General features: G+C 66.9%; 21 protein-coding genes and 2 pseudogenes. 12 read left to right on the top strand and 11 right to left on the bottom strand.

The genetic code is table 11. The annotated features are described in order from the left end of the window. Positions 1 to 31 precede the first annotated feature (31 nt). Both IB232_RS13850 and IB232_RS13855 read left to right on the top strand, forming a co-directional pair. Positions 32 to 1,096 (top strand): sensor histidine kinase, encoded by a 1,065-nt coding sequence (locus IB232_RS13850; RefSeq protein ID WP_192399202.1) that lies wholly within the window; start codon positions 32 to 34, stop codon positions 1,094 to 1,096. Then, positions 1,093 to 1,869, top strand: a complete 777-nt coding sequence (locus tag IB232_RS13855; RefSeq protein WP_192399203.1) for a LytR/AlgR family response regulator transcription factor — start codon at positions 1,093 to 1,095, stop codon at positions 1,867 to 1,869. The genes IB232_RS13850 and IB232_RS13855 overlap by 4 nt, the downstream gene beginning before the upstream one ends. 39 nt (positions 1,870 to 1,908) lie before the next feature. Here the strand turns inward: IB232_RS13855 and IB232_RS13860 are convergent, their stop codons facing one another. From IB232_RS13860 to IB232_RS13890, 6 genes and pseudogenes are all read right to left on the bottom strand, one after another. Beyond that, positions 1,909 to 3,390, bottom strand: coding sequence for a M4 family metallopeptidase (locus tag IB232_RS13860; RefSeq protein ID WP_192399204.1), 1,482 nt, complete (start codon positions 3,388 to 3,390; stop codon positions 1,909 to 1,911). A 175-nt stretch (positions 3,391 to 3,565) separates the two neighbouring features. After that, entirely contained in the window at positions 3,566 to 4,291 is a 726-nt protein-coding gene (locus IB232_RS13865; RefSeq protein WP_192399205.1) for an alanyl-tRNA editing protein, read from the bottom strand. Positions 4,292 to 4,294: 3 nt separating this feature from the next. Next, complete coding sequence (locus IB232_RS13870; RefSeq protein WP_192399206.1) at positions 4,295 to 5,278, bottom strand: serine O-acetyltransferase; 984 nt, start codon at positions 5,276 to 5,278, stop codon at positions 4,295 to 4,297. A gap of 17 nt (positions 5,279 to 5,295) precedes the next feature. Continuing rightward, positions 5,296 to 6,213, bottom strand: coding sequence for a PLP-dependent cysteine synthase family protein (locus IB232_RS13875; protein WP_192399207.1), 918 nt, complete (start codon positions 6,211 to 6,213; stop codon positions 5,296 to 5,298). 10 nt (positions 6,214 to 6,223) lie between these two features. After that, positions 6,224 to 8,115: pseudogene (gene moeB, locus IB232_RS13880) on the bottom strand (molybdopterin-synthase adenylyltransferase MoeB). Between the two features lie 3 nt (positions 8,116 to 8,118). Continuing rightward, a complete protein-coding gene (locus tag IB232_RS13890) occupies positions 8,119 to 9,057 on the bottom strand; it encodes a DMT family transporter (protein ID WP_192399358.1) in 939 nt (312 codons plus the stop codon). Between the two features lie 97 nt (positions 9,058 to 9,154). Here IB232_RS13890 and IB232_RS13895 point away from each other — a divergent pair, with 97 nt between their 5' ends. The 7 genes and pseudogenes from IB232_RS13895 (at position 9,155) to IB232_RS13920 (ending at position 18,391) form a co-directional block, all read left to right on the top strand. Then, complete coding sequence (locus IB232_RS13895; RefSeq protein WP_192399210.1) at positions 9,155 to 10,579, top strand: PLP-dependent aminotransferase family protein; 1,425 nt, start codon at positions 9,155 to 9,157, stop codon at positions 10,577 to 10,579. Positions 10,580 to 11,697: 1,118 nt separating this feature from the next. Then, positions 11,698 to 12,000 (top strand): annotated as a pseudogene (locus tag IB232_RS23970) (HAMP domain-containing protein); the annotation flags it as partial. Between the two features lie 153 nt (positions 12,001 to 12,153). After that, positions 12,154 to 12,861, top strand: coding sequence for a methyl-accepting chemotaxis protein (locus IB232_RS23975; RefSeq protein ID WP_412547737.1), 708 nt, complete (start codon positions 12,154 to 12,156; stop codon positions 12,859 to 12,861). Positions 12,862 to 12,984: 123 nt separating this feature from the next. After that, positions 12,985 to 14,748 carry a phosphoethanolamine transferase CptA gene (gene cptA, locus IB232_RS13905; RefSeq protein ID WP_192399212.1) on the top strand — a complete coding sequence of 588 codons (1,764 nt, stop codon included), beginning with the start codon at positions 12,985 to 12,987 and terminating at the stop codon, positions 14,746 to 14,748. Between the two features lie 169 nt (positions 14,749 to 14,917). Next, positions 14,918 to 16,852: an autotransporter domain-containing SGNH/GDSL hydrolase family protein gene (locus tag IB232_RS13910; RefSeq protein ID WP_192399213.1), complete on the top strand. Its 1,935-nt coding sequence runs from the start codon at positions 14,918 to 14,920 to the stop codon at positions 16,850 to 16,852. A gap of 202 nt (positions 16,853 to 17,054) precedes the next feature. Next, on the top strand, positions 17,055 to 18,206 hold the full coding sequence (locus IB232_RS13915; RefSeq protein ID WP_192399214.1) for a PepSY-associated TM helix domain-containing protein: 1,152 nt from the start codon (positions 17,055 to 17,057) through the stop codon (positions 18,204 to 18,206). Then, positions 18,203 to 18,391, top strand: a complete 189-nt coding sequence (locus IB232_RS13920) for a hypothetical protein (protein ID WP_192399215.1) — start codon at positions 18,203 to 18,205, stop codon at positions 18,389 to 18,391. Before IB232_RS13915 ends, IB232_RS13920 begins: the two co-directional genes overlap by 4 nt. A gap of 22 nt (positions 18,392 to 18,413) precedes the next feature. Here IB232_RS13920 and IB232_RS13925 read toward each other — a convergent pair whose 3' ends face one another. Both IB232_RS13925 and IB232_RS13930 read right to left on the bottom strand, forming a co-directional pair. Then, positions 18,414 to 18,809, bottom strand: coding sequence for a YkgJ family cysteine cluster protein (locus IB232_RS13925; RefSeq protein WP_192399216.1), 396 nt, complete (start codon positions 18,807 to 18,809; stop codon positions 18,414 to 18,416). Positions 18,810 to 19,107: 298 nt separating this feature from the next. Beyond that, positions 19,108 to 20,001, bottom strand: a complete 894-nt coding sequence (locus IB232_RS13930; protein WP_137973566.1) for a LysR family transcriptional regulator — start codon at positions 19,999 to 20,001, stop codon at positions 19,108 to 19,110. A gap of 123 nt (positions 20,002 to 20,124) precedes the next feature. On the opposite strand from IB232_RS13930, the gene IB232_RS13935 reads away from it, so the two are divergent. The 3 genes from IB232_RS13935 to IB232_RS13945 are packed head-to-tail and all read left to right on the top strand — an operon-like array spanning position 20,125 to position 21,805. Then, positions 20,125 to 20,823, top strand: a complete 699-nt coding sequence (locus IB232_RS13935; RefSeq protein ID WP_192399217.1) for an MOSC domain-containing protein — start codon at positions 20,125 to 20,127, stop codon at positions 20,821 to 20,823. After that, entirely contained in the window at positions 20,820 to 21,056 is a 237-nt protein-coding gene (locus IB232_RS13940; protein WP_192399218.1) for a hypothetical protein, read from the top strand. The genes IB232_RS13935 and IB232_RS13940 overlap by 4 nt, the downstream gene beginning before the upstream one ends. A 41-nt stretch (positions 21,057 to 21,097) precedes the next feature. Beyond that, positions 21,098 to 21,805, top strand: coding sequence for a type 1 glutamine amidotransferase (locus IB232_RS13945; protein WP_192399219.1), 708 nt, complete (start codon positions 21,098 to 21,100; stop codon positions 21,803 to 21,805). 58 nt (positions 21,806 to 21,863) lie between these two features. On the opposite strand, the gene IB232_RS13950 is transcribed toward IB232_RS13945, so the two are convergent. The 3 genes from IB232_RS13950 to IB232_RS13960 form a co-directional block, all read right to left on the bottom strand. Next, entirely contained in the window at positions 21,864 to 22,844 is a 981-nt protein-coding gene (locus IB232_RS13950; RefSeq protein ID WP_192399220.1) for an alpha/beta hydrolase, read from the bottom strand. A gap of 152 nt (positions 22,845 to 22,996) precedes the next feature. Continuing rightward, on the bottom strand, positions 22,997 to 23,164 hold the full coding sequence (locus IB232_RS13955; RefSeq protein WP_192399221.1) for a hypothetical protein: 168 nt from the start codon (positions 23,162 to 23,164) through the stop codon (positions 22,997 to 22,999). Continuing rightward, positions 23,161 to 24,288: a PepSY-associated TM helix domain-containing protein gene (locus IB232_RS13960; protein ID WP_192399222.1), complete on the bottom strand. Its 1,128-nt coding sequence runs from the start codon at positions 24,286 to 24,288 to the stop codon at positions 23,161 to 23,163. The genes IB232_RS13955 and IB232_RS13960 overlap by 4 nt, the downstream gene beginning before the upstream one ends. Positions 24,289 to 24,382 lie beyond the last annotated feature (94 nt).

Raw genomic sequence — 24,382 nt, forward strand, 5'->3', positions numbered from 1 at the left:
CACGGGTTCTTCAGACAGGCACGGAGGCAGCATGAGCGAAACGAAAGGCTTCGACGGGCTGGTGCGGGCGACCCTGCAGCTCAGTCTCATCTACTGGCCGTGCATGTTCGTCGCCGACAGCATTCTGGGTTACTTCATCAATATCGATCCGCTGCGATCGGCGCCGCTGAAGTTCGTGCTGTTCGCCGTCGCCGCGCTGATGACCTTCGGCATGTCGGCACTGCTGTTTCGTCTGCGCGGGCTCGGCTTCCCGCGCAAGGCCCTGCTCAGCTTCCTCATGACGGCGGCGCTGGCGCCACTGTTCGTCGCCGTCGATTACTTGAACTATCTGATCTGCGAGTATCCGAATCCGGTGAGCTTCGATCCGGTGTACTCCGGCTACATGCTGATCGAAGGCGCCTCGATGCTGTTCGGCTGGTCCTGCCTGTTCATCGCCCTGTTGTATTGCTTCGAGGTGCGCGAGCGCGAACGGCGCCTGGCGGCCGTGCGCGAAGAGGCCCTGGCGGCGCAGATGCAGGCGCTGCGCTACCAGGTCAACCCGCACTTCCTGTTCAACACGCTCAATTCCATCGCTGGCCTGATCGAGGAGGGCGACTCCGCCCGCGCCGAGCGCATGGTGCTGTCGCTTTCCAACTTCATGCGCACCACCCTGTCGCTCGACCCGTTGCACGACGTGCCCCTGGCGGACGAGCTGCGGCTGCAGGAGGAATACCTGGCGATCGAGCGCGAGCGCTTTTCCGACCGAATGAGTTTCCGCGTCGAACTGGCCGAGGACGCGCGCGAGGCGCTGGTGCCCAGCCTGATCCTGCAGCCGCTGATCGAGAACGCGATCAAGCATGGCGTGGGTATGGCGGCGGGGCCGGTGGATATCCTACTCAGGGCTGCCCGCGAGGGCCAAAGGCTGCGCATCAGCGTGGAGAACGGCATGGCCGAAGAAGCCGCGCCAGAGCGGCGCCAGCCGGGCATGGGTGTCGGCCTGCGCAACGTGGCCGAGCGCCTGCGCTTGCGCTTCCAGGATAACGGCCAGCTGTCTTCCGGCCCGGTGGGCGCGGATCGCTACCGCGCGGTCATCGATCTGCCGTGGCGCTGCGCATGAGTGGCTTGAACATTCTCGTCGCCGACGACGAACCCCTGGCCCGGCGCCGGCTGATCCGCCTGCTGCACAAGCTCGACTGGGTCGGACGCATCGACGAGGCCGGCGATGTCGCCGAGACCCTGCGCATGGCGCAGAGCGGCACCCCGGACATCCTGCTCCTGGACATCCAGATGCCGGGCGGCAGCGGTTTCGACGTGCTGCAGCGGCTCGCAGGGGAGCTGCCGGCGATCGTCTTCGTCACGGCGTTCGACCACCACGCCCTGCGCGCCTTCGAGGTCAACGCCGTCGACTACCTGACCAAGCCCATCGACGCCGAGCGTTTCGCCCTGGCCATGCAGCGTGCGCGCACGGTCGCGGCTTCGCGCAGCCAGGCGGATCGCCTCGCCGAGTTGCAGGAGATGGTCGCCTCGCTCAAGCAGGCACTGGGCGCCCAGGCTCGGCCGGAGCGGGAGTTGTGGGTCAAGGTGCGCGGCGAGCACCTGCGCATCCCGCAGGCCGCCATCATCCGCCTGCAGGCCGAGCGCGACTATGTGCGCATCCACCTGGCCAAGGCCAACTACCTGTTCCACGAGACCCTGAGCTCGCTGGAGCAGCGCCTGGAGCCGGCCGAGTTCATCCGCATCCACCGCAGCACCATCGTGCGGCGCAGCGCGGTGGTACGCCTGCGGCCTGCGCCCTTCGCTGCTTGGATCGCCCAGTTGGCCGATGGCAGCGAGTGCCGCGTCGGCCGCACCTACGGCGCGGCGCTGCGCCTGCTGCTCGGCAGGCCCTAGGAGTTCCCGCCGGCGTAGCGGCGGGAGCCCGTGCCGCGCCTACATCCAGGTAGGGCAGCTAACGCCGACTGCGGCGAAGGCGGCGACCACCTCGGCGCTGCCGTAGCTGCGGTTCTGCGCCGACTGGATCACCCCACAGGCGCCCTGGTCGAAGCCACTGGTCTCAGTCCAGTAGAAGCGGTTGGCGTCGACGAACACTTCGAACGCCTTGCGCGTGTTCCAGCCGGTGGAGCGGCTGAGTAGGTAGAAGGCGCGGTTGTAGATGCCGCTGGAGTGGTGCACGTCGATGCCGTCATGGTACTGCTCGGCGTGGTCGATGGAGGCACCGTCGAGGCTGGGCTGGTCCATGTAGCGCAACGAGCCGCTGCCCTTGAAGATGTCGGCGCCGACCTTCCAGTCGTTGCTGCCCTTCATGAAGTACTCGGCGGCTTCGCCGGCCATGTCCGAGAAGGCCTCGTTGATGCCGCCGGACTGGCCCTCGTAGACCAGGCCGGAGTTCAGCTCGGTGAAGCCGTGGCTGACCTCGTGGGCCGAGACATCCAGCGACACCAGCGGGTAGAAGCGGCTGCGGCCGTCGCCGAAGGTCATCGCCTGGCCATCCCAGAAGGCGTTCTCGTAGCCGTTGCCGTAATGCACCTTCATGTACAGCTTGCGCTCGTTGAGCGGGCGCAGGCCGCCGAACCAGCCGCCGTACATCTGGAACACCACGTTGCCGAAGTAATGCGCGTCGTTGAGTGGCGAGAAGGCGCCGTTGATGGCCTTGAAGTCGTTGTACGGACAGGCGAAGCGGAAGGGCGTGACGCTGGAGTTGTCGTAGCGCTGGTTGAGGTTGACGGTGATCACGTCGCCGCTGTTCATCTGGCACTTGCTGTTGACGATCAGCGGGCCGTACTGGGTGCCGTACAGGTACTGGCCGGTCTTGGCGTTGCCTCCCGGCCCGCTGGCTTCGGCGTGGGTCAGGCCTTCCCAGCGCTGCAGCAGCTCGCCGGTGTTGGCCTCGATCATGAAGTGCGGGCGCGATGGCCTGGCGCCGCCGACGAAGAAGGACGCCACGTAGGCCAGCTGGGCCTGGCCCTGTTCGTTGCGCCGTACCACCAGCTCGCTCTGCTGGTTGGTCGGTGGCAGGGCGCTGTTGATCAGGCTTCTGGCCTGCTGCAGGGCCTGCTCCTTGCTCAGGGTCGGGGTGGCGTCGCGGGCCAGGTCCTGCTCGATGCCGACCAGCATGCGCCCGCTGCGTTGCGGGCGTGGACCGGTGGTTTCGGTGATGGCCTCGCCCCACACCCGCACGCCCTTGTAGAACTGCTGGTAGCGGGTAACGCGGGCACCGCTGGGCAGGCGCGCACTGGTGTCGGCATCGAGCTCGTCCGGGGTGAGGCCGAGGGTGCTGTGGATGTCGCCGACGGCAATGCCGGCGCGCGCCTTCGGCAGGTTGGCGACGTCGACCAGTTCGGCGGCGAAGCCGGCGGCGGGCACGGCCAGGCCGGCCAGGAGCAGCGATTGTTGGAGCAACTTTCTATGCATGGTCTTCTCCTTGCGAGGGCGGAGGTGTTCTCCGGGGGGTAGGTTCCGGCCGCCTTGTGGGCGGCGCGGAGTGCTCATCGCCGCCGATGGGCGGATAACCCTGCCATTGGCGATGAAAAGGGAAGGCAGTCGGGGGAGGCGCCGACGAGTCGTCGGTAGCGGTGGGGTGGAAGGCTCAGGCGAAGCGCAGGGTCACGCGTCGGTTGTGCCGGCTCTTCTTCTCGATCTTGTCGCAGATCACGGCGCCCACCTCGGAGGTGTTGCGCACGTGGGTGCCGCCGCAGGGCTGCATGTCCACGCCGGGGATGTCGATCACCCGCACCGCGCCGTTGCCCTGGGGCGGTGCCACCTGGGTGCGGCAGAGATTGGGCAGGCTGCGGTATTCCTCGCTTGAGAGCAGCTGCACCTGCACGTCGAGGGCGCCGTCGATCAGCTGCATCAGGCTGCGGGTGATCTGCTCCTTGTCCAGTGTCGATTCCGGCAGGTCGAAGTCCAGGCGGCCCTTGTCGGCGGCGATGCTGCAACCGGTCACCGGCGCGTCGACGATGGCGCACAGCAGGTGCAGGCAGGTGTGCATGCGCATGTGCCGGTAGCGTCGCTCCCAGTCGAGGCAGCCCTGCAGTTCCGTGCCGGCGCGGATGTCCGGGTGACCTTCCTCCAGCTGGTGCCAGATGATCGCCCGCAGCAGCGGGTCGCGCTGGGTGTTGATCACGGCCACGGCCGAGCCGTCCGGCAACAGCAGGTGGCCCTGGTCGCCGGGCTGGCCGCCGCCGGTGGGGTAGAACAGGGTCTGATCCAGGGCCACGCCCAGCTCGCTGATCGCCAGCACGCGGGCGGTGAAGGTGTGCTGGTAGGGCAGCTCGTCGAACAGGGGGCGGGTATGCAGGGCCAGTGCCGACATGGGTCAGCCTCCGATGCTGAGGATGTGGGGTTTGAGCACCGCCCGGACCAGATGGCTGAGACCGGGTGGATCGAGCAATGTCATGTCCTGCAGCCGGTCGCCGATCCGCAGGTTCAGCGGATAGCGCGGCGCCGGTGTCACGGCGCCGAGGTTGCGCAGGCGGTACTGGCGGTGGTGGCGCTCGCGCACCGTGCATTCCAGGGTCAGGCAGCCGAGCAGATGGTGGTCGGCGTCGAGCACGGTGAGCTCCTCCGCCTCCGGCAGTTCGCCGACCAGGTGCAGGCGCTCGCCGAGCACGAACGCCCCCAGGTAGCCGCGGCTAACGCCAGCGCTGGCGCGTTGCATCTGCAGCTGGTTGACGATGCTGACCCGGGTATTGGCCGGCACGTCATGGGTGATCACGCAGGCCGGGCTGATGAAGGCGTGGTCGCCGATATGCACGGCGCCGAGGATGCGCGCGCCGGCGCCCACTTCCACGCCATTGCCCAGGCTCGGGTGGCGCTTGCCGCCGGGGTTGTCGGCGATGCCGGCGGCGCCCAGGGTCACCCCGCTGAGCAGGTAGCAGTCGTCGCCGATCTCGCAGGTCTCGCCGATCACCGTGCCGAAGCCGTGGTCCAGCACGAAACGTTTGCCAATGCGCGCGGCCGGGTGGATCTCCACCCCCGACTGCAGTTTGCCGGCGTTGGCCAGGCGGTGGGCGATCAGCTCGCGCTCCACCAGGCCGCCGCGCAGCCACACCTGGTGGGCCAGGCGGTGGAATAGCACCGCCTTGAACGAGGCGTAGGTGTCGAGGATCAGCTCGGTGCGCCCGCACGAGGCCGGGTCGCGCGCGGCGTAGGCCTGCAGGTCCTCGGCCATCTGCTCCACGGCGCTGTCCATGATGCCGTCCAGGTGCGGCATCAGTTGTTCCATGTCTTCCGCTTTGAGCGCATGCACCAGATGGTCCAGCAGCCCGTCGTAGAGTTTCAGCCTGTCGAGGTAGCGCATCCCGTCGTTCTCCACGGCTAGCAATCGAAGTGCGGCAGGTAGCTGTCGACGCCGTCGTAGACCAGCGTCAGCACCCGTGTTGCGCGCGGCAGCTCGCCGGCCAGCTGCGCGATGGCCACCAGGTTGGCCGCCGACGACAGCCCCAGGCTGACGCCGTCGCTGCGCATGGTGTGGCGCACCCGTTCCAGGCAGGCCTGCTTGGAGACCTTGAGCATGCCGTCGAGCACGCCGATGTTGAGGATGCGCGGCACCAGTCCGATGGACAGGCCCTGAATCTCGTGCGGCGCGTGACGGTCGGCGAGCAGATCGCACTGCTCCGGCTCCACGCCGAATACCCGCAGCCACGGCCAGCGAGCCTTGAGCGTCTCGCCCAGGCCGGTGACATGACCGCCGGTGCCGATGCCGGCCACCAGGCAGTCCGGCGGCAGCGCGGCGAAGTCGCGAAGGATCTCCTGGGCGGTGGTGCGCCGGTGGATCTCCGGATTGGCCGGGTTGCGCTGTTGGTTGAGCATCACGTAGCCGGGGTTCTCCAGCTGCAGCTCCATGGCCAGCTCGCCGTGGGAGTTGTTGCCGCGGCGGCTGTCGGACAGCACTACTTCGGCGCCGTACAGGCGCAGCAGCTTCTGCTTCTCCGGGCTGTAGTTGTCGGGGATCACCAGGACCACCCGGTAGCCGAGGATGTTGCCGGCGATGGCCAGGCCGATGCCGGTGTTGCCGCCACTCGGTTCGATGATGGTCTGCCCGCTGCCGGGCTGCAGCACGCCGCGTTCCTCGGCGTCGCGCACCATGGCCAGGGCGATGCGCGCCTTGTGGCTGCCGCCGGGGTTGAGCGATTCGAGCTTGGCATACACCTCCAGCCCGGTCTCGGCGCTGAAGGCTGCCAAGCGCACCACCGGCGTCTCGCCGATGGCCTGCAGCAGGGATTCGTGGATCATTGCGCGGCCCTCAGTACAGCGGCATGTCGGGGGCGACGTCGCGGGCCCAGGCCTTGAGCCCGCCCTGCAGCACCTTCACCCGCGAGTGGCCGATGTCCAGCAGCTGGCGTGCGGCGCGTTCGGCGCGCGGGCCGCCATAGCAGATCAGGCACAGGGTGCGCTCGCGGTCCAGCTCGCCCAGGCGCTCGCCCAGCTCGCCGAGCGGGATGTTGAGCGCCGACGGCAGGCGGCAGACTTCCAGTTCGTTCGGTTCGCGCACATCCAACAATTGCAGGTCCTCGCCGTACACCAGGCTCAGTTGCAGCTGCTGCGGGCTGATGAACAGCTCCGTCGGCAATGTGCTGTCGCCTGCCGTGGCGGCGCAGGTTGCGGGCTGCTCGATCTGCAGGTGGCGGTCGCTGCGCGCCGGCGAGCAGGTGGGGCAGTCGCCACGGCGCTTGAAGCGCACCTCGGTGAACTTCATCGCCAGGGCATCGAAGCGCATCAGGCGGCCGACCAGGGGCTCGCCGATGCCGAGGATCAGCTTGATCGCCTCGGTGGCCTGGAGCAGGCCGACCACGCCGGGCAGCACGCCGATCACCCCGCCGGCGTTGCAATTGGGCGCCAGTTCGGCGGGCGGGCTCTTGGGATAGAGGCAGCGGTAGCAGGGGCCGTCCTGGTGATTGAACAGGCTGACCTGGCCATCGAAGCGGTGCAGGGCGCCGTACACCAGCGGGCGCTTGAGCAGTACGCAGGCGTCGTTGAGCAGGTAGCGGGTGGCGAAGTTGTCGGTGCCGTCGATCACCAGGTCGTAGGCGCCGACCAGGTCCAGCGCGTTGTCCGGGGTCAGGGCACAGTCGTGGGCGTCGATGCGGATATCAGGGTTGAGGTCGGTCAGGCGGCGGCGTGCCGATTCCACCTTGGCTAGGCCGAGGGTGCTGGTGCCGTGCACCACCTGGCGCTGCAGGTTGCTGCTCTCGACCCGGTCGAAGTCCACCAGGCCGAGGGTGCCGATGCCGGCGGCGGCCAGGTAGAGGCTGACCGGCGAGCCCAGGCCGCCGGTGCCGATGATCAGCACGCGGGCGTTCTTCAGGCGCAGCTGGCCGCGGCGGCCGACGTCGGGCAGGGTGATGTGGCGCACGTAGCGGCGCACCTCGTCGTTGCTCAGCTCGTCGCAGTCCAGGCCGCCCGAGGTGGCGAGCATGATGTCCAGCTCGGCATCGGCCGGCAGCTGGCTGTCGGCCTCCACCAGCTCGCCGTCGGCGGTGAGCAGGAAGTGCTCCTTGAACTGGTCGTTGCCGTAGAACAGGTGTTCACGCAGCCCGGCATGACGACCGCAGACATCCTCCACCAGCTCGCGCACGGTACGGCCCTGGCCCTCCAGCTTTGCCGCGGGCAGCCTGGCGACGCGGGCCAGCACCTCCGGAAAAATCACCACACTCATAGCCAAACTCCTTTTTATTGCCGGCCATCAAGGGGAGCCGGGAACTCCCGGCTGCAGACGAATTCTTCTCCGCTCCACTCGAACAGCTTGGCGCCGTGGGCCTGGCCCTCGCGCACGTCGACCACCAGGTAGGCGACCGGGTGGATGGGCTGACCCATGAACAGCGCCTTGTCCACGTCCTCGCTGCTGAAGTAGGCGCCGACATCCGGGTGCGAGTGGTAGATGACCCGCGCCGGGTTGTCGCCGCGCAGGCTGCGGTTGAGCAGCAGGGTGTCTGCCACGGCGAAGGTGTAGCCGTTGGCGGCGCTGCGCCGGTACACCTCTGGATCGAGCTGGTTGAGCTGGTCCTGGATGTTCTGCCCCTGGTGCACGCAGGCATCGGCGAAGACGAAGCCGCAGCACTCCTCGGGGTAGGTTTCCGCGGCGTGGCGGTAGATGGTCTGCAGGGTTTGCGGGCTGAGGACGTCCTTGTCGGGCATGGCTCAGTCCCTCTTCGCCAGGAGTTTTTCCACCGGCACCTTGGTGATGGCGAAGCCGGCCAGCAGCAGTGCGGAGTACAGCGCCAGGTCGCGGGAAATCGGCAGGCCCTCGTACCAGGAGCCGATGATCACGGCGAACACCGGGAAGATGATGAAGACGAAGGACAGGATCACCGGGCTCAGGCGCTTGAGCAGGAAGAAGTAGACGATGAAACCGCCCACCGAGGCGCACAGGCCGAGGTAGGTGAGGGCCATCCACGAGCGCGTGCTGATGGCGGAGAAGCTGGGGTGTTCCACGCCCAGACCCACGAGGAACAGCATCAGGCCGGCCAGGCCGATGGGCAGGGTGTTGTAGGTGATCACGCTGATCTCGGCACCCTTCTTCTTGGTCACCACGTAGCACAGCGCGTGCATTACCGCGGCCGCGAGGATCGCCAGCACGCCAGCGAACTCGTCGTGGGCCAGGCTCAGACCCTGGCTGCGCAGGATCATGAACAGGCTGCCGAAGCCGATGCCGATGCCCATCACCTGGGACAGGTAGATGCGTTCGTGCAGGAACAACGCGGAGAACAGCAGGATGAACACCGGCATGCAGCTGAACAGCAGGGCGGTGAGGCCCGAGGAGACGTGGGTCTCGCCGTAGTTGAGCAGGTAGTAAGGCAGGCTGAAGTAGCACAGCGTGACGAAGATGAAGAAGCCCAGGTGGCTGCGCGGGAAGAAGATCGAGTCGCCGCGGATCAGGGCGAAGCAGAGGAACAGCGGGAAGGCGATCAGGAAGCGCAGGCCGGAGGCGGTCAGCGGCGGTACGGTCTCCACCGCGATCTTGATTCCCAGCCAGGTGGTGCCCCAACTCAGGCACACGATCAGGAACAGCAGGCTGGTGATCAAAGCACCCAACCAGTACTTGCCGGATTTACCGGTGTTTTCAATTACGGCAGACATTGGCATGATGACAATCCTTCGTGATCACAAAATTGAACCCTAATACTCAGGAATCAATCGCGATTGATACTGGTCAATTAGGCTATTTGGACGAAAAATGGCTGTCAAACCAATTATTGACACGGTGTCAATGCTCCGCGAGGCGTTAACCTCGGGGCATGGCGCCAAGTACAAACGTCTGGCCGGGTCCATGGAGATCGGGATTCTGGAAGGCAGCATCGAGGGCGGAGCCAAGCTGCCGCCGCATCGCAACCTGGCGGATCGCCTCGGTGTGACCATCGGCACGGTCAGCCGCGCCTATGCCGAGCTGGAGCGCATGGGCCTGGTGGTGGCGCGGGTCGGCGACGGCACCTTCGTTCGCCAGCGCGACCTGGAGCGCAAGCGCGATGCGGGCTTCAGCAACTTCGTCGAGGAGCGGCCGGAGCAGTTCGACATGAGCCGCAACATGCACATCCCGGGCCTTGAGACCAGCCTGCTGGCGCAGAGCCTGATGGACCTGGCGCATGATCCGCATACCCTCGCCGAGCTGACCCTCTACACCCCGGATGCAGGCCTGCCGCGCTACCGCCAGGCCGGTGCGGACTGGCTGGCCCATGGCGACTTCCGGCCCCAGGCCGAGCAGGTGCTGTGCGTCAACGGCGGCCAGCACGGTCTGCTCTGTACCCTGATGGCGCTGCTGCGCGCCGGCGACAGCCTGGTTACCGAGCAGCTCACCTACCCGGGCCTGATCACCGCCGCGCGCATGCTCGGCATCAAGCTGCTCGGCGCCAGCATGGACGAGGAGGGGATCATTCCCGCGTCCCTCGACGAGCTGTGCCGGCACAACCGGGTCACCGCCCTGTACTGCACGCCGACCCTGCAGAACCCCACCACCGGGGTGATGTCCGCGCGCCGCCGCGAGGCTATCGCCGCCATCTGCCGCGAGCACAACCTGCTGATCATCGAGGACGAGGCCCACGCCGTGCTGGTCGAGGACCGGCCGCCGCCGCTGAGCTGCTATGCGCCGGAGCGCACCATCCTCATCGGCAGCCTGAGCAAGGCCATGGCCGCCGGCCTGCGGGTCGGCTATCTGCACGCGCCGGCGACCCTGGTCGGACGCATCTCCGCGACCCTGCGCGCCAGTTGCTGGATGGCCACGCCGCTGGCCATGGAGCTGGCCACCAACTGGATCAGCAATGGCATCGCCGCCAAGCTGCTGCGCCAGCAGATCGCCGAGATCGGCCGGCGCAAGGCGCTGGTGCAGGGGCTGCTGGAGGGTCTGAGCTATCGCACCCATCCACAGTGCCCGCACTTCTGGATCGAGGTGCCCGAGCCCTGGCGCGCCTCGGACGTGGAGGTCGACCTGAAACAGAAGAACTGCCTCATCGCCACCGCCGAGGCCTTCGCCGTCGGCCGTGCGGCGGTGCCACAGTTCGTCCGCGCCAGCGTCAGCAACGCTTCGCACAGCGACCAGCTGTTGCTGCAGGGCTTCCAGGCCCTGGCTGCGACCCTGCGCCAGGACATCGGTCAGTTCGACGAGTGAAGATGTGCCCGTATGGCGCCTTTTTGCACCTTGATGGCGCAATGCCTTCTATCGTTTAGCTCATGAAGTCAGCGAGGCTTCCGATATCTAGGGTTCACCGTCGAGTTGTCGCGCTTGCGATGCCGACGGACGCTAACGGATAGCCTTGAAGCGGCGAAGGCGTGGCTCGGCATTTGCTAGCTCATGCGCTTCGCAGTTTCGTCCGATTCAGGAGTTCGACGATGAATGCGCTGTTGCTGCCCGGAGTCAACGCACTCGAGAAATTCAGCTTCGCCCGCAAGTTCCAGTTGCTGGCGCTGCTGTTCATCCTGCCGCTGGCCTACGCCGCTTGGTCCATCGGCGAAAACTATCTTGGCAAACTCAAGGTCGTCGACGACGAGCATTCCGGAGTCCTGCAGCTACAGGCCCTGGACAAGGTCGAGCAGGTGCTGGTGCGCCAGCGCAACCTGACTGCCCGCTGGAAGTCCACCGAGCGCAACCGCGAGGCCTCGGCCGAAACCCAGGCCGCCATCACCCGTCTGCAGCAGAGCGAGACCGAATTGGACCAGGCGCTGGATGACCTGCAGCAGACGCTGGTCAGCGAAGGCGCCAGCGAACAGGTGCAGGCCAGCCTGCGCACCCTGCAGGGCCAGCGCGACGGCCTGCGCGCCCAGGCGCTGGGCAGCGTCGGCTGGTGGCCGGATGCCTACGATCGCTTCACCCTGAGCCTGCAGCAGCTCGGTGCCCTGCGCGAGCAGATCGCCACCGAGAGCGGGCTGATCCTCGACCCCTGGCTGGAAACCTACCTGCTGATGCAGCTGGCCACCGAAGATTCGCCGCGCCTGCAGCAGCGCCTCGGCGTGCTCGCCAGCGTCGGCCAGGGCGCCGTGGCCGCCGGCCAGTTCAGCCTGCAGAGCCGCCTGCAGCTGCGTGAAATGCGTGCCGCCGCTGGCGAGTCGCGCCAGCAGCTGGCCAAGCTCGGCGAACGCCTGGAAAGCGAGCTGCCGAAGTCGCTCTCGGCCTGGAACCAAACCTATGCCCAGAGCCTGGCCGGTCTGGACGACTGGCTCAAGCAGCTGGACCAGAAAATGTACGGCGACGGCGGCATCCAGCTCGACGTGGCGGCGTTCGAGCAGGGCATGGACACGGCCCTGGGCCATATTGAGGCGCTGCAACGCGCCACCTTGGAAGCGCTCGATACCCGCCTCGGCCAGTACCGCGCCAAGGCCCTGCGCGCGCTGATCATCACCCTCGGTGCCTTCGGCGTGCTGGTGGCACTAGCGCTGTACGCGCTGGTCTGCCTGCAGGCGTCGATCCGCAGCAGCAGCTGGCGCATCACCGCGCTGGCCCAGTCCCTGCGCGACGGCGATCTGCGTCGGCATGTCACCGTGCACGGCAACGACGAACTGGCGCTGATCGGCGTCGCATTGAACGACGCCGTGGCGCAGATGCGCGGCTCGCTGCAGGGCGTGAACCGCGAGAGCGCCGAGCTCAGCGGCACCGTGATCACCCTCAGCGAACAGGCCCAGTCGGCCCTGCGCGCGGTGGAACAGCAACAGCAGCAGGTCAGCCAGATCGCCGCCGCCGCCACGCAGATGGCCGCCACCGCGCAGAGCGTGGCGGAGAACTGCGAGATGGCCGCCCAGGACGCGACCCAGACCCGCCACATCGCCGAGCAGAGCAACCAGCGCAGTCAGCAGACCACCGCCAGCATGCGCCAGCTCACCGCCCGCCTGGGCGACACCGCCGCCGCGCTGGGCGAGCTGCGCGGGCAGGCCCAGCAGATCAATCGGGTGGTGGATGTGATCAAGGGTATCGCCGAGCAGACCAACCTGCTGGCGCTCAACGCCGCCATCGAGGCGGCGCGGGCCGGCGAGCAGGGCCGGGGTTTCGCCGTGGTCGCCGACGAGGTGCGCTCGCTGTCGCAGCGCACCCAGGAGTCGACCCGCGAGATCAGCGCCACGGTCGAGGCCCTGCAGCGTGTGGTCCTGCAATCGGTAGAGCTGATGCAGACCGCCTGCAGCCAGGCCGAAGTCGACGCCGGCTCGGTCACCGAGCTGGGCGACCACCTGGGCGAGATCGCCGGCGCCGTGCAGCGGGTCAGCGACATGATCGCGCAGATCGCCACCGCCGTTGAGCAGCAGGCCGCCACGGCCGAGGAAGTCAGCGGCAATATCCAGCAGGTCGACCAGGCCGCCGCCGACCTGCTGCACGGCGCCCAGGCCGTCCACGGCGTCGCCGACCGCCTCAGCGACGGCAGTCGCGCCCTGGCGCAGAACACCGCGCACTTTCATCTGGATTGAGGATCCGGCAGCGGCGGTAAAACCGCTGCCGGTGGCTTTCCTGACCTTTTGACAAAGTTTTCACGCCCGCTCCGGCAGATTCCCCGGCCATAAGGGAATTTCCCGCTTCGTTTTGGGGCTCTGATGACAATCGCGCAACGCGCCGACGCTTCTCGCGGCGGCATCGACTGGGCCGGCCTGGGCTGGGCCTTTCTGTTCTTCTGGTACTTCTCGGGTGTCACCCAGGTACTGATCTACGCCAGCGACAGCGCCGGCTTCTCCGGACTGCGCCAGTCTGTGGTGCTGAGCCTGCTGTGGCTGGTGCCGCTGGTGCTGTTCCCGGCGCGGGCGCGCCTGCTGGCGGCGCTGATCGGCGTGCCGCTGTGGCTGTGCTCGCTGGCTGGTTTCGGCTACTTCCTGATCTATGGCCAGGAGTTCTCGCAGAGCGTCATTTTCATCCTCTTCGAGTCCAACGTCAGCGAGGGCACCGAGTACCTGGCGCAGTACTTCGCCTGGTGGATGGTGCCGGCCTTCCTCGCCTACGGCCTGGGCGCCTGGCTGCTGTGGCGCAAGGTGCGCCCGGTGTATCTGTCCAGGCCGGGGGCGCTGCTGGCGTCGCTGTTCCTGCTGTTTTCCTCGCTCGGCTACCCCGCCCTGCGCCAGTTCAGCAAGCACGACGATCTGCGTTCGGCGCTGGAAAACTTCGAGGAGCGCATCGAGCCGGCCACGCCCTGGCAACTGGTGGTCGGCTATCGCCAGTACCGTGCCCAGCTGGCCAACATGCAGGCGCTGCTGGAGGGCCGTCAGCGCATCGCCCCGCTGACCGGCCTGGTGGATGCCCATGCTGGTCAGCCGGCGACCCTGGTGCTGGTCATCGGCGAGTCGACCAACCGCCAGCGCATGAGCCTGTACGGCTACGGCCGCCAGACCACCCCTGAGCTGGACAAACTGCGCGACCAGCTGCAGGTGTTCGGCAACGTGGTCACCCCGCGGCCCTACACCATCGAGGCGCTGCAGCAAGTACTGACCTTCGCCGACCAGAACAACCCCGATGCCTATCTGAACACCCCGTCGCTGGTCAGCGTGATGAAACAGGCCGGCTACAAGACCTACTGGATCACCAACCAGCAGACCATCACCAAGCGCAACACCATGCTCACCACCTTCTCCAAGCAGGCGGACGAGCAGTTCTACCTGAACAACAACCGCGAGCAGAACGCCCGCCAGTACGACGGTGACGTGCTCGAGCCCTTCGCCAAGGTGCTGGCCGAGGATGCGCCGCGCAAGTTCATCGTGGTCCACCTGCTCGGTACCCACATGAGCTATCAGTACCGCTATCCGCCCGAGTACGAACGTTTCACCGATCGTCAGGGCGCGCCGGAGCATGTCAGCGATGACCAGCTGCCGACCTACAACGCCTACGACAATGCGGTGCTGTACAACGACTTCGTCGTCTCCAGCCTGATCAAGCGCTTCTCCGCCACCGACCCCAACGGCTTCCTGCTCTACCTCTCCGACCACGGCGAGGCGGTGTTCGACGCGCCCAAGGAAGAGGTGCTGGGGCGCAACGAGGCGGCGCCGACCGGGCCGATGTACACCATCCCCTTCATCCTGTGGAATTCGCCGAAATGGCAGGCCCGGCAGCCGCGTGATTTCAGCCAGGCCATCGGGCGGGCTGCCAGCAGCTCTAGCCTGGTGCACACCTGGGCGGATCTGGCCGGGCTCGACTTCGCCGAGCGCGATCGCAGTCGCAGCCTGGTGAGTGCCGACTTCAAGCCGCGTCCGTTGCTGATTGGCGACCCGCAACAGCCCGAAAACCTGATCGACTTCAGTCTGATCAAGCCCAAGGCGGTCGACAGCGACCTGGCCCAGCAGGAGTCGCCCAAGAGGCGCGCCCAGCCGCTCTAGCCTCCGCTTCATCCCCCGTTGGAACGAGCGCCGCACGATGGAGTAATCCGTCGTGCGGCGTTTCAGTCTTAGGAGGGAAAATGCGTGGAGCGATCGTGCGCTCCCGCCTCGCCGTCCCCTACAGTCCCTCGCCGCTTGCCCATCACAACAAGAACAAGGGACATGACACATGAAGCGAGTACTGACTCCGCTGACCTTCGCCTGCCTGCTGGCCAGCGCCACCTCGGCCCAGGCCGGCGCCTACAGCGGCATGGTGGTGTTCGGCGACAGCCTGAGCGACGCCGGCCAGCGCCCCGAGGCGGGCGCCCCGAGCAACCCGGTGCGTCATACCAATCGCGTGGGTCCCGGCTTCGGGCCGGGCGAGGCCTACGGCTATACCTCGCCGATGCTGATCAACCAGCAGCTGGGCCTGGCTCCGCAGGTGGCTTCGACCAACGTCATGCGCGCCCTCAACGGCCAGGCCGACGGTGACAACTGGGCGGTCGGCGGCTACCGCACCGAGCAGATCTACAACTCCATCACCGGCGTGTTCGACCCGCTCACCGGCATCGGCGGCTCCCAGGTACGCGCGGGCCTGAACTACAGCGACCCGCTGATCCGCCAGCGCGATGGTTACCTGGTCAACCTGCGCAACCAGGGCCTGAGCATCGACCCGGACACCCTGTTCTACCTCAACGGCGGCGGCAACGACTTCCTCCAGGGCCTGATCGTCGACGACGCCAGCGCGCGGGCCGCCGCCGGACGTCTGGTTGCCGGCGTGCGTGCCCTGCAGGCGGCCGGCGGGCGCTATTTCATGGTGCCGCTGCTGGTGGACGTGGCCAGCCCGGTCACCGGTGGTGTGGTCAACGCCGCCCAGGTGCCGCTGGCCCAGGCGTTCAATGCCGAGCTGGCGGCGCAGCTCGGCGCCGTCCGCGCCGAGGTCATACCGCTCAATGTGCCGCTCCTCTATCGCGAGGTGCTGGGCGATGCTGCCGCATTCGGCTTCGACCCGACGCAGAATCTGCTCGGTACCTGTTTCGCCGGCTGCGCCTCAGTCAATCCGGTGTATGGCATCGGCAGCGCCACGCCCGACCCGGATCGGTTGATCTACGCCGACATCGTGCACCCGACCACCGCCATGCAGCAGATCCTTGCCGACCAGGGCTACTCGATCCTGGCTGCGCCGTGGGAGCTGAGCCTGTTGCCCCAGGCCGCAGAGACAGCCCTGCGCGGCAGTCAGGAGCGTCTGCGCCAGCAATGGCTGGGCGACGCGGGCGCCTGGCAGGCGGTCGGCCGCTGGCGTGGTTTCGTCGATGGCAGCACGCGCCGTGCCGATCTGGACGGCAGCGACACCGGCGCCGCCGGCGATGTCAGCGGCAAGGGCCTGAGCCTGGGCGGCAGCTATCGCCTGAGCGAGCAATGGCGACTGGGCGCGGCACTGGATGTGCAGGAGCAGGACCTGGAGTTGGGCGAGCGCGACTCCGACTACGGCCTGCGCAGCTACCTGGCCAGCGCTTTCGCCCAGTACCGCGACGGCCTGCTGTGGGGCGACGCGACGCTGAGCGCCGGCTATCTGGATTACCAGGACCTGGAGCGGCGCTTCGCCCTCGGCAAGACCACCCGCACCGAGCGCGGCGATACAGACGGCCAGGTGCTGGCCCTCGGCGGGCGCCTGGGCATCGAGCTGGAAGCCGGCGACCCACGCCTGAGTCTGCTTCCCTTCGTCAGTGCCGATGTGGCGCGCATCGAGGTCGATGGCTACCGCGAGGATGGTGCCAGCTCCACTGCACTGACCTATGACGACCAGACCCGTGACTCACGGCGCCTGGGCGTCGGTCTGCAGGCGCGCTTCCAACTGGCGGAGGATGCCGAGCTGTTCGGCGAAATCTCCCGGGAGAAGGAGTTCGAGGACGAGCAGAGCGAGGTCGACATGCGCCTGAACAGCGTCGCCGGCGTCGACTTCAGCCTCAAGGGTGTCGAGCGCGAGGAACACCTGACCCGCGCCGCATTGGGTCTGCGCCAGCGCCTGGCGCCGGAGTTGGCCCTGCAGGTCGGCTACGACTATCGCAAGGCCGGCGATGACGATCTGCATGGCATCGGCCTGAGTCTGTCGCTGGACTGGTAAGGCGTTGCGCTTGTGGGGGCCGGCCGGCAGCGGATAATATGAGAAGTATTCGCAAATGATTACCGGGCCGCACACGCAGCAGCAGAAGGAGCGCGCGCATGTTCGCCGTCGCGAGAAGGCCTCCAGGGCTTTTCGTGGCGGCGGGCTGCATGTGCCAGCTTCCGCTCCTCGCAGGTCGCTCGGACGCCAATAAGAGCCCAAGATGACTGCCCGAGCCCTGCGTAACTGGTATCTGGTCCACAAGTGGACCAGCCTGATCTCCACCGTCTTCCTGCTGATGCTGTGCCTGACCGGCCTGCCGCTGATCTTCCACGAGGAGATCGAGCACTACTTCGAGCCGCACCCCGAGCTCAAGGAGATCACCGCCGACTCGCCGCGCATCGACTACGACAAGCTGATCGCCGAGGCGCTGGCGGTGCGCCCGGGCGAGGTGGTGCGCTTCGTCGGCTTCGACCCGGAGGAGCCGCTGGGCTTCATCTTCACCGCGCCGACCATTCAGCCTCCGCCGCTGGATGCCTACATTCAGAACTTCGATACGCGCACCGGCGAGCTGTTTCCCTCGGATCCGCCGGAAGACGGCTTCATGCACCTGATGCTGCGCCTGCACACCGACATGTTCCTCGGCCTGCCCGGCTACCTGTTCCTCGGCTTCATGGGCTTGCTGCTGGTGGCTTCGCTGGTATCCGGCGTGGTGGTGTACACGCCGTTCATGCGCAAGCTGGACTTCGCCACCGTGCGCACAGCGCGCAGCAACCGCCTGAAGTGGCTGGACCTGCACAACGTGCTCGGCATCGTCACCCTGGCCTGGGTGCTGGTGGTCGGCGCCACCGGGGTGATCAACACCCTGGCGATCCCGATTCTCGGCCTGTGGCAAAACGGCCAGCTGGCGGAAATGACCGCGCCCTACAAGGACCTGCCACCGCTGACCGAACTGGGCTCGCTGCACAAGGCCATGCAGACCGCACAGGCGGCTGCACCGGGCATGGCGCCGAGCTTCGTTGCCTACCCCGGCACCGACTTCAGCAGCCAGCACCATTACGCGGTGTTCATGCGCGGCGACACGCCGTTGACCTCGCGCCTGCTCAAGCCGGCGCTGGTCGACGCCACGACCGGCGAGCTGACCGACATGCGCGAGATGCCGATGTATGTGAAGACCTTGCTGGTGTCGCAGCCGCTGCACTTCGGTGACTACGGTGGCCTGCCGCTGAAGATCATCTGGGCGCTGCTGGACATCGTCTCCATCATCATCCTGATCAGCGGCCTGTACCTCTGGCTGGCTCGACGCAAGGCGCCCATCGAGAAGCGTCTGGCGGAGCTGAATGCAGGTGGTCTGCTGGTGGAGGGCAAGGCATGAGACGCGGACTCTGGATGATCTTCCGCTGGCCTTTGGTGCTCGGTGTGCTGAGCCTGTTCGGCCTGCTCTCGGCGCTCGTCGGCGATGAGGTCTACGACTTGCTGTCGTGGCTCAGCCTGGGCATACCGCTGGTGCTGCTCGGCGTGGTCTGGCTGCGCATGCGCAACGCGCGCAAGCCCTCTTGACCACGCGGCCTCGCGCCTGGCGTCAGCCCTTGGGGCGCCAGGCGCAGTAGCCCGGGCGCGGACCGATGCGTGGGTGGTTGCGGCAGGTGTCCGGGCGCTTGTCGTAGACGGTGCACAGGCGGGTCTCGCGATCCAGATACATGCAGTCGTCGTTGCTCATGCGGGTCAGGGTGAAGATGCCGGACTTCTGGTTGAAGCGCTCGATCAGCCCCTCCTTCTGCAGCCGCTTGGCGATGTTCTTCGGCGGCTCGCCGCGCTCGAACTCGTCGACCACGCCGAGGCGGATCAGGTCGACGATGCGTACTTCCACCGGCATGGTGCAGCAGGTGGAGATGCAGCTGGTGCACATGTCCTTGTTGTACTTGGTCCAGGTTTCGACGCGGTCGATTTCCGCGGCGGCGATCAGTTGCGGTCTCATGTCAGGCTCGGTGGCGCGGGGCGCAGGTCAATCAGGCGCGCGATGATAGCGGTCACACCGACTTTGTGAACCCCTTCCCGCTCGGCGGCTTTGTAATCTTTGGCTTACACGGCGTGCCGGCGAAGGCTGCTGTCAACATGCCACCAGGAAGATTAATCTCGCTTTCAAGGACTTAGCGCAGGAAGCGCACCGCGACAACAGGGAAATGAGGGATTGTCCGCCAGGATGGCGAACGGATCACGGATGTCAGGAACCAGTCTGCAGAACCCCGCGCAAGCGGGGTTTTTTATTTTCCGCATTAGCCATTTCCCTTCACCACTTCGTTCAGCAGCTTGCCCAGCAGATCCAGCGTCGGCTGCTGGCGCTGCGCATCGCGGAATACCAGGCCGACCTTGAGTGGCACGCGCGGTTCGCTGATCGGCTTCCACAGCAAACCCTGGTTCGCATGTAGCTGGCGAGCGCGGCCCGGCAGCACGGTGGCCAGGCCGGCCGAGTGCGGCAGACTGTCGAGGATGCCGCTCATATGGTTGAGCTCGGCCTGTACATGCGGGCGGCGGCCGAGCAGGGCCAGCTGCTCCTGCCAGATCTGTCGAACGCGGAACTCCTCGCCGAGCAGCAGCATGGGCTGCTCCGCCGCCTGGGCCAGCGACACCTTCCTGAATTCGCGCAGCGCATGCTCCGGCGGTACCACCAGCTGCAGCTCGTCCTCGTACAGCTCCAGGCTGTGCAGGCCGGGCTGGCGTGGCGGCAGGAAGCCGATGCCGATGTCCAGGCTGCCGCTGAGCAGGCGCCGCTCGATCTCCAGGCCGGACAGTTCGTAGATCTGCACCACCAGCTGCGGCTGCGCGGCGCGCAGTTTCTCCAGCAGATGCGGCACCAGGCTGGCGTTGACCGTCTGCAGCACGCCGATGGCCAGGCTGCGCGGCGCCCGACCGCGGAAACCGCGCAGGGCATCGCGGGCGCGCTCCAGGCCGTCGAGCAGTGGCAGCGCGTGGCTGTACAGAGTATGGGCGGCGAGGGTCGGCAGCAGGCGCTTGCCGCTGCGCTGGAACAGCGCCACTTCGAGGTTCTGCTCCAGCTGGCGGATCTGCTGCGACAGCGCCGGCTGCGACAGGCTCAGGCGTTCGGCCGCGCGGCCGACATGACCTTCCTCGTAAAGGGCGACGAAGTAGCGCAGCTGGCGAAAGTCCACGGCCATTCCTCGGTGATCGATAACTTCAGCTTATCAATGAAGCTGGGAAATCGAAATGTCGTCTCGCCTGTGACATCCCTATCATCTGCCGCATCGACAGCCGCGACGTGGGTGGCGGAGAAAATGATCAAGGCAGAGGTGGCGGGAGTATTCATAGGAAAAGCCGTGGATGAAGGCCGTAGCTATGTCAGCGCGTTGAACAAGCTGCCGGTGGCTGCCGAGGTATGGCTCGGCCCGCTGGGACTGGAGGGTGACGAGCAGGGCGACAGCCGTCATCACGGTGGCCCCGAGCGTGCCCTGCACCTGTACCCGTCCGAGCACTATGCGCAGTGGCGTCAGCGCTACCCGCAGCGCAACTGGCAACAGCCGGCCTTCGGCGAGAATCTGTCCAGCCGTGGCCTGCTGGAGAGCCAAGTGTGCATTGGCGACATGTTCCGCTGGGGCGAGGCCCTGCTGCAGGTCAGCCAGCCGCGCTCGCCCTGCTACCGCCTGGCCGAGCGCTGGGCGCTGCCGGGCCTGGCGCTGGAGATGCAGGATAACGGCCTGTGTGGCTGGTTCTTCCGCGTGCTGCGGCCGGGCTGGGTCAGCGCCACGCAGCCGCTGGAACTGGTACAGCGCAGCCATCCGGGCCTGAGCGTGGCCCAGGCAATCCGCAGCTATTTCCAGTTCCCCCTCGAGCGTGGCGGTCTACAGCAGTTGCTGGCCTGCGAGGCTCTGTCCGAGCGCTGGCGCCACAGCGCCGCGCGACGCCTGTCCAGCGGCCAGCTGGAAGACTGGCGCAACCGTCTGGAGGGCCCGGCCCGGCCGGCGCTGAGCGCATGAACGACTACCTGATCCAGCTACACCGCGACGATTGCCTGTGGGCCGAGCTGACGGTCGGCGGCGCCCGCCTGGCCGAGATACGCGCCGAGTTTGCGCAGCGCTTCCCCAGCAGCGAAGGCTTCAGCCTGCGGGTGCAGCAGCGCCAGGAACAACGCCGCATCGTCGAGTGCGGTCCAGAGGGTATTCGCCTGCTCGGCGTGCAGTACCGGTACCTGGAGCTCGACGAGGCGTGAAGCCTATTCAATGTGCGGTGAATGACGGAGGAGGTGAAGCGATGCGTGTATCCATCCTGCAGCATGTTGCGTTCGAGGGACCGGCGCAGATCGGCCAGTGGCTGGACCAGCGCAATCTGCCGGCGCAAGTACATCACCTGTACGCCGGAGATGCCCTGCCGACGCTGGACGACTTCGACCTGCTGGTGGTCATGGGCGGGCCGATGAGCGTGCACGACGAGGCCGAGCATCCCTGGCTGCTGGCCGAGAAGCATCTGCTGCGCGCCGCGCTCGAAGCCGGCAAACGGGTACTGGGCATCTGCCTCGGTGGCCAGCTGCTGGCCGAGGCGCTGGGCGGCGAGGTGCGCGTGGCCGATACGGCGGAAATCGGCTGGCACCCGATCGAACAGCACGCCGAGGCCAGCCAGTCGCCGCTCGGGCGCATGCTGCCGCAGCGGCTGATGGCCATGCACTGGCATGGCGAGACCTTTAGCCTGCCGGCCGGCGCCATTCCGCTCTACCATTCGGCTGCCTGCGCGATGCAGGGCTTCGTCTGGAACGAGCGCGCCGTGGCCCTGCAGTGCCATCTGGAAAGCAGTCCGGCGAGCATCGAACAATTGCTCGCCGCCTGCCCGCAGGATCTGCAACGGCCTGGGGCGGTGCAGGATGCCGCCACCATCCAGGCTGGCAGTGCCCACTGCGCCTCGCTCGGCGCCAGCCTGTTCCGCCTGCTCGACTACCTCAGCGGCCCACACGCCCAGCTGACCTGATTCGCGTTTGTCACCCTGCGCTTGGCCCCACTCCCGGGGCCTTTTTTATGGCCGCGATTCAGGCTGCGCTGTCGTGCAGGATGGTGGTGCGGCGGAACTCGTCCTGGGGGAACACCCGGCCACTGACCAGGCACTCGAACAGGTGGTCGAACACCACGCCGGGTACGCCCTGGGTGCGCCCGCTGCGGAAGTACGAGTGGCCCTTGGGGAAGTCGTACAGGGTGTTGATGTCGTCGCAGTCCACCGCGTAGACGTTCTGCGGCGTCAGCTCCAGGTTTTCCGGCCCGCTGTGGCCGAGGCGCCGTGAGGCGATGCGGTTCTTCAGGTTGGCTGCCTTGCTGCTGCGCAGGGCCATGTCGTCCGAGGCGTAGTACACCACCACGTTGCGCGAGGCGTGGGAGATCAGCTCGCCGCGCTGGCCGCGGTGGATCGACTCGTTCTCGATGTCGGCGGCGACCAGGAAGGTGTTGCGGAACAGCATCGGCACGCCGTTGGCCAGGTCGTAGCGGTCCCACTCGTTGAGGGTTTCGCGCAGCACGCGGTTGCCCATGGAGTGGGCCAGCACGTTGATGCGCTTGAGGCAGCTGGCCTGGCCGGCTTCCTCGCGATCCCTGCGCCAGGCGAGGAAGAAGCACAGGGCGCGGGCCAGGGACACGGCGCTGTAGTCGGCGGATTTCTGGTCGTCCCAGTAGTCCTGGACGATGCCCTTGTCGTTGTCGCAGGGCCAGATCACCGGCACTACCAGCACCTCGTCCTTGCCGCGCTGGTTGCACAGGTCCTGGAATTCGTCGACGGCGGCGAACACGTCATCGGGCAGGTTGGAGTAGCCGTGGATGTACAGCAGGATCTGCCGTTGCTTGGCCTCCTGCAGGCGGCCAAGAAAGGCCTGGCTGCCGATCTCGATCAGCTTCTTCTTGCTCTGCCGCTCGCAGAAGAACACCGAGTTGCTCGGCGCGTTGTTGTCCAGGTCGAAGGCGAAGGGGCGGTCGATCTCGCTCTTGATCGAGCCTTTGGGAAAACGATTGGTGATGAACAGCATGGTGATGCTCCCTGGCTGTTGGCGTCGATGCCGCGCATGCGGCGGTGGCGGCAGAACAGCGAGGGAGAAGGGACTGACAGCGGTGCACTCCTGTGCTTCCGATCTCTGCCTTCTTTCACGTTAGGCTGGCGTTGCGCTTTCGCCAGTGTTTTTCAGCGGCGCAGCAGCGGCCAGACACCGAGCGCGGCCGGCAGACCCAGGCCGAGCCAGGCCAGGGCGTCCCACGGGCCGTCGCCGAGCAGCGCGGCGAACAGGCCGGCGGCGCTGAGCACGCCGATCAGCGTGGGGATGGCGAAGGTCGATTGGCGCCAGCGTTTCATGCCGCCACCTCGTCACGCAGGGCTGCGCGCGGCGCGCGGCGGCGCACCCACCAGAGGTACAGGCCGCTGCCGAGGACGATGATCGTCAGCACGTCGAGTACCGCCCAGAGGATCTGCATCGGCCGGCCGCCGTAGTCGCCGAAGTGCAGCGGCTGCGACATGGCCAGGGCGTCCATGTACCAGGGGCGGCTGGCGACGGCGGTGACCTGCAGGGTCTTGGCGTCGATCAGTACCGGCGTCCACAGGTGCGAGGTCAGGTGCGTGCTGCCCTTCATGAACACCGAGTAGTGGTGCTCGCTGGAGAAGCGCGTGCCGGGGAAGGCGATGAAGTCCGGCTGCATGCCGGGTGCCGCCTGCCGGGCGATGTCCAGCAGGCGCGTGGCCGGGGCGCGCTCGGTGAGCGGTGGGGCATCGCGATAGGGCGCGACCATGGCGGTCAGGGTGTCGTTGCGCCAGGCGCTGATCAGCAGGTCGGCGCAGGCGCTGATCACTCCGGTGACGCCCACGGTCAGGGCCCAGACCAGGGTGACGATGCCGATCAGGTTGTGCAGGTCGAGCCAGCGCAGGCGTGTGGACTTGTGCTGGCGCACGGTGCCGAAGTCCAGCCGGCGCATAAACGGCGAATAGAGCACCACGCCGGAGATGATCGCCACCACGAAGAGAATGCCCATAAAGGCCAGCAGCAGCTTGCCGGGCAGGCCGGCGAACATGTCCACGTGCAGGCGCAGCATCAGCATCATGAAGCCGCCGTTGGCCGCCGGCATCTCTACCGCCTCGCCAGTGCGCGCATCGAGCATGAAGGTGTGCGAGGAGTTGGGCTCGGTGCCGGCGGTGGCGGCCATGATGGTCACCACGCCGTTGGGTTCGTCGTCTTCCCAGCCGAGGTACTGCACCACCTCGCCGGGGCGATGGCGCTCGCCAGCCTCGACGATCTGCTGCAGATCCAGACGCGGTGCGTCCGGCGCCATCTCGCGCAGCTCCGGTGCCTCGCCCAGCAGGTGCTCGATCTCGTGATGGAAGATAAGCGGCAGGCCGGTGAGCGCCAGCAGGAACAGGAACAGGGTGCTGATCAGGCTGGTCCAGGTGTGGATGACGGACCAGCGGCGGATGGTGGTGGAGCGCATGGTGGTGGTTCGAAGCGGGGAACGGGCTCGCATTCTAGTGGAGGCCGCGGCGGCTTTGAATCGAGAATGTTTTACAACTGATATTGCCTTGCTC

Origin of the sequence: Pseudomonas sp. PDM15 (assembly GCF_014851565.1) — a bacterium.
GTDB lineage: Bacteria > Pseudomonadota > Gammaproteobacteria > Pseudomonadales > Pseudomonadaceae > Aquipseudomonas.

What these genes read in the sequence shown, in the direction of transcription:
- IB232_RS13890 (WP_192399358.1), bottom strand. Translation starts at nt 9,057, where the DNA reads ATGTCTGCCGTAATTGAAAACACCGGTAAATCCGGCAAGTACTGGTTG.
- IB232_RS13945 (WP_192399219.1), top strand. Translation starts at nt 21,098, where the DNA reads ATGCGTGTATCCATCCTGCAGCATGTTGCGTTCGAGGGACCGGCGCAG.
- IB232_RS13895 (WP_192399210.1), top strand. Translation starts at nt 9,155, where the DNA reads ATGGCTGTCAAACCAATTATTGACACGGTGTCAATGCTCCGCGAGGCG.
- IB232_RS13960 (WP_192399222.1), bottom strand. Translation starts at nt 24,288, where the DNA reads ATGCGCTCCACCACCATCCGCCGCTGGTCCGTCATCCACACCTGGACC.
- IB232_RS13855 (WP_192399203.1), top strand. Translation starts at nt 1,093, where the DNA reads ATGAGTGGCTTGAACATTCTCGTCGCCGACGACGAACCCCTGGCCCGG.
- IB232_RS13925 (WP_192399216.1), bottom strand. Translation starts at nt 18,809, where the DNA reads ATGAGACCGCAACTGATCGCCGCCGCGGAAATCGACCGCGTCGAAACC.
- IB232_RS13860 (WP_192399204.1), bottom strand. Translation starts at nt 3,390, where the DNA reads ATGCATAGAAAGTTGCTCCAACAATCGCTGCTCCTGGCCGGCCTGGCC.
- IB232_RS13870 (WP_192399206.1), bottom strand. Translation starts at nt 5,278, where the DNA reads ATGCGCTACCTCGACAGGCTGAAACTCTACGACGGGCTGCTGGACCAT.
- IB232_RS13865 (WP_192399205.1), bottom strand. Translation starts at nt 4,291, where the DNA reads ATGTCGGCACTGGCCCTGCATACCCGCCCCCTGTTCGACGAGCTGCCC.
- IB232_RS13955 (WP_192399221.1), bottom strand. Translation starts at nt 23,164, where the DNA reads ATGAAACGCTGGCGCCAATCGACCTTCGCCATCCCCACGCTGATCGGC.
- IB232_RS13940 (WP_192399218.1), top strand. Translation starts at nt 20,820, where the DNA reads ATGAACGACTACCTGATCCAGCTACACCGCGACGATTGCCTGTGGGCC.
- IB232_RS13950 (WP_192399220.1), bottom strand. Translation starts at nt 22,844, where the DNA reads ATGCTGTTCATCACCAATCGTTTTCCCAAAGGCTCGATCAAGAGCGAG.
- IB232_RS13910 (WP_192399213.1), top strand. Translation starts at nt 14,918, where the DNA reads ATGAAGCGAGTACTGACTCCGCTGACCTTCGCCTGCCTGCTGGCCAGC.
- IB232_RS23975 (WP_412547737.1), top strand. Translation starts at nt 12,154, where the DNA reads ATGGCCGCCACCGCGCAGAGCGTGGCGGAGAACTGCGAGATGGCCGCC.
- IB232_RS13935 (WP_192399217.1), top strand. Translation starts at nt 20,125, where the DNA reads ATGATCAAGGCAGAGGTGGCGGGAGTATTCATAGGAAAAGCCGTGGAT.
- cptA (WP_192399212.1), top strand. Translation starts at nt 12,985, where the DNA reads ATGACAATCGCGCAACGCGCCGACGCTTCTCGCGGCGGCATCGACTGG.
- IB232_RS13850 (WP_192399202.1), top strand. Translation starts at nt 32, where the DNA reads ATGAGCGAAACGAAAGGCTTCGACGGGCTGGTGCGGGCGACCCTGCAG.
- IB232_RS13875 (WP_192399207.1), bottom strand. Translation starts at nt 6,213, where the DNA reads ATGATCCACGAATCCCTGCTGCAGGCCATCGGCGAGACGCCGGTGGTG.
- IB232_RS13920 (WP_192399215.1), top strand. Translation starts at nt 18,203, where the DNA reads ATGAGACGCGGACTCTGGATGATCTTCCGCTGGCCTTTGGTGCTCGGT.
- IB232_RS13915 (WP_192399214.1), top strand. Translation starts at nt 17,055, where the DNA reads ATGACTGCCCGAGCCCTGCGTAACTGGTATCTGGTCCACAAGTGGACC.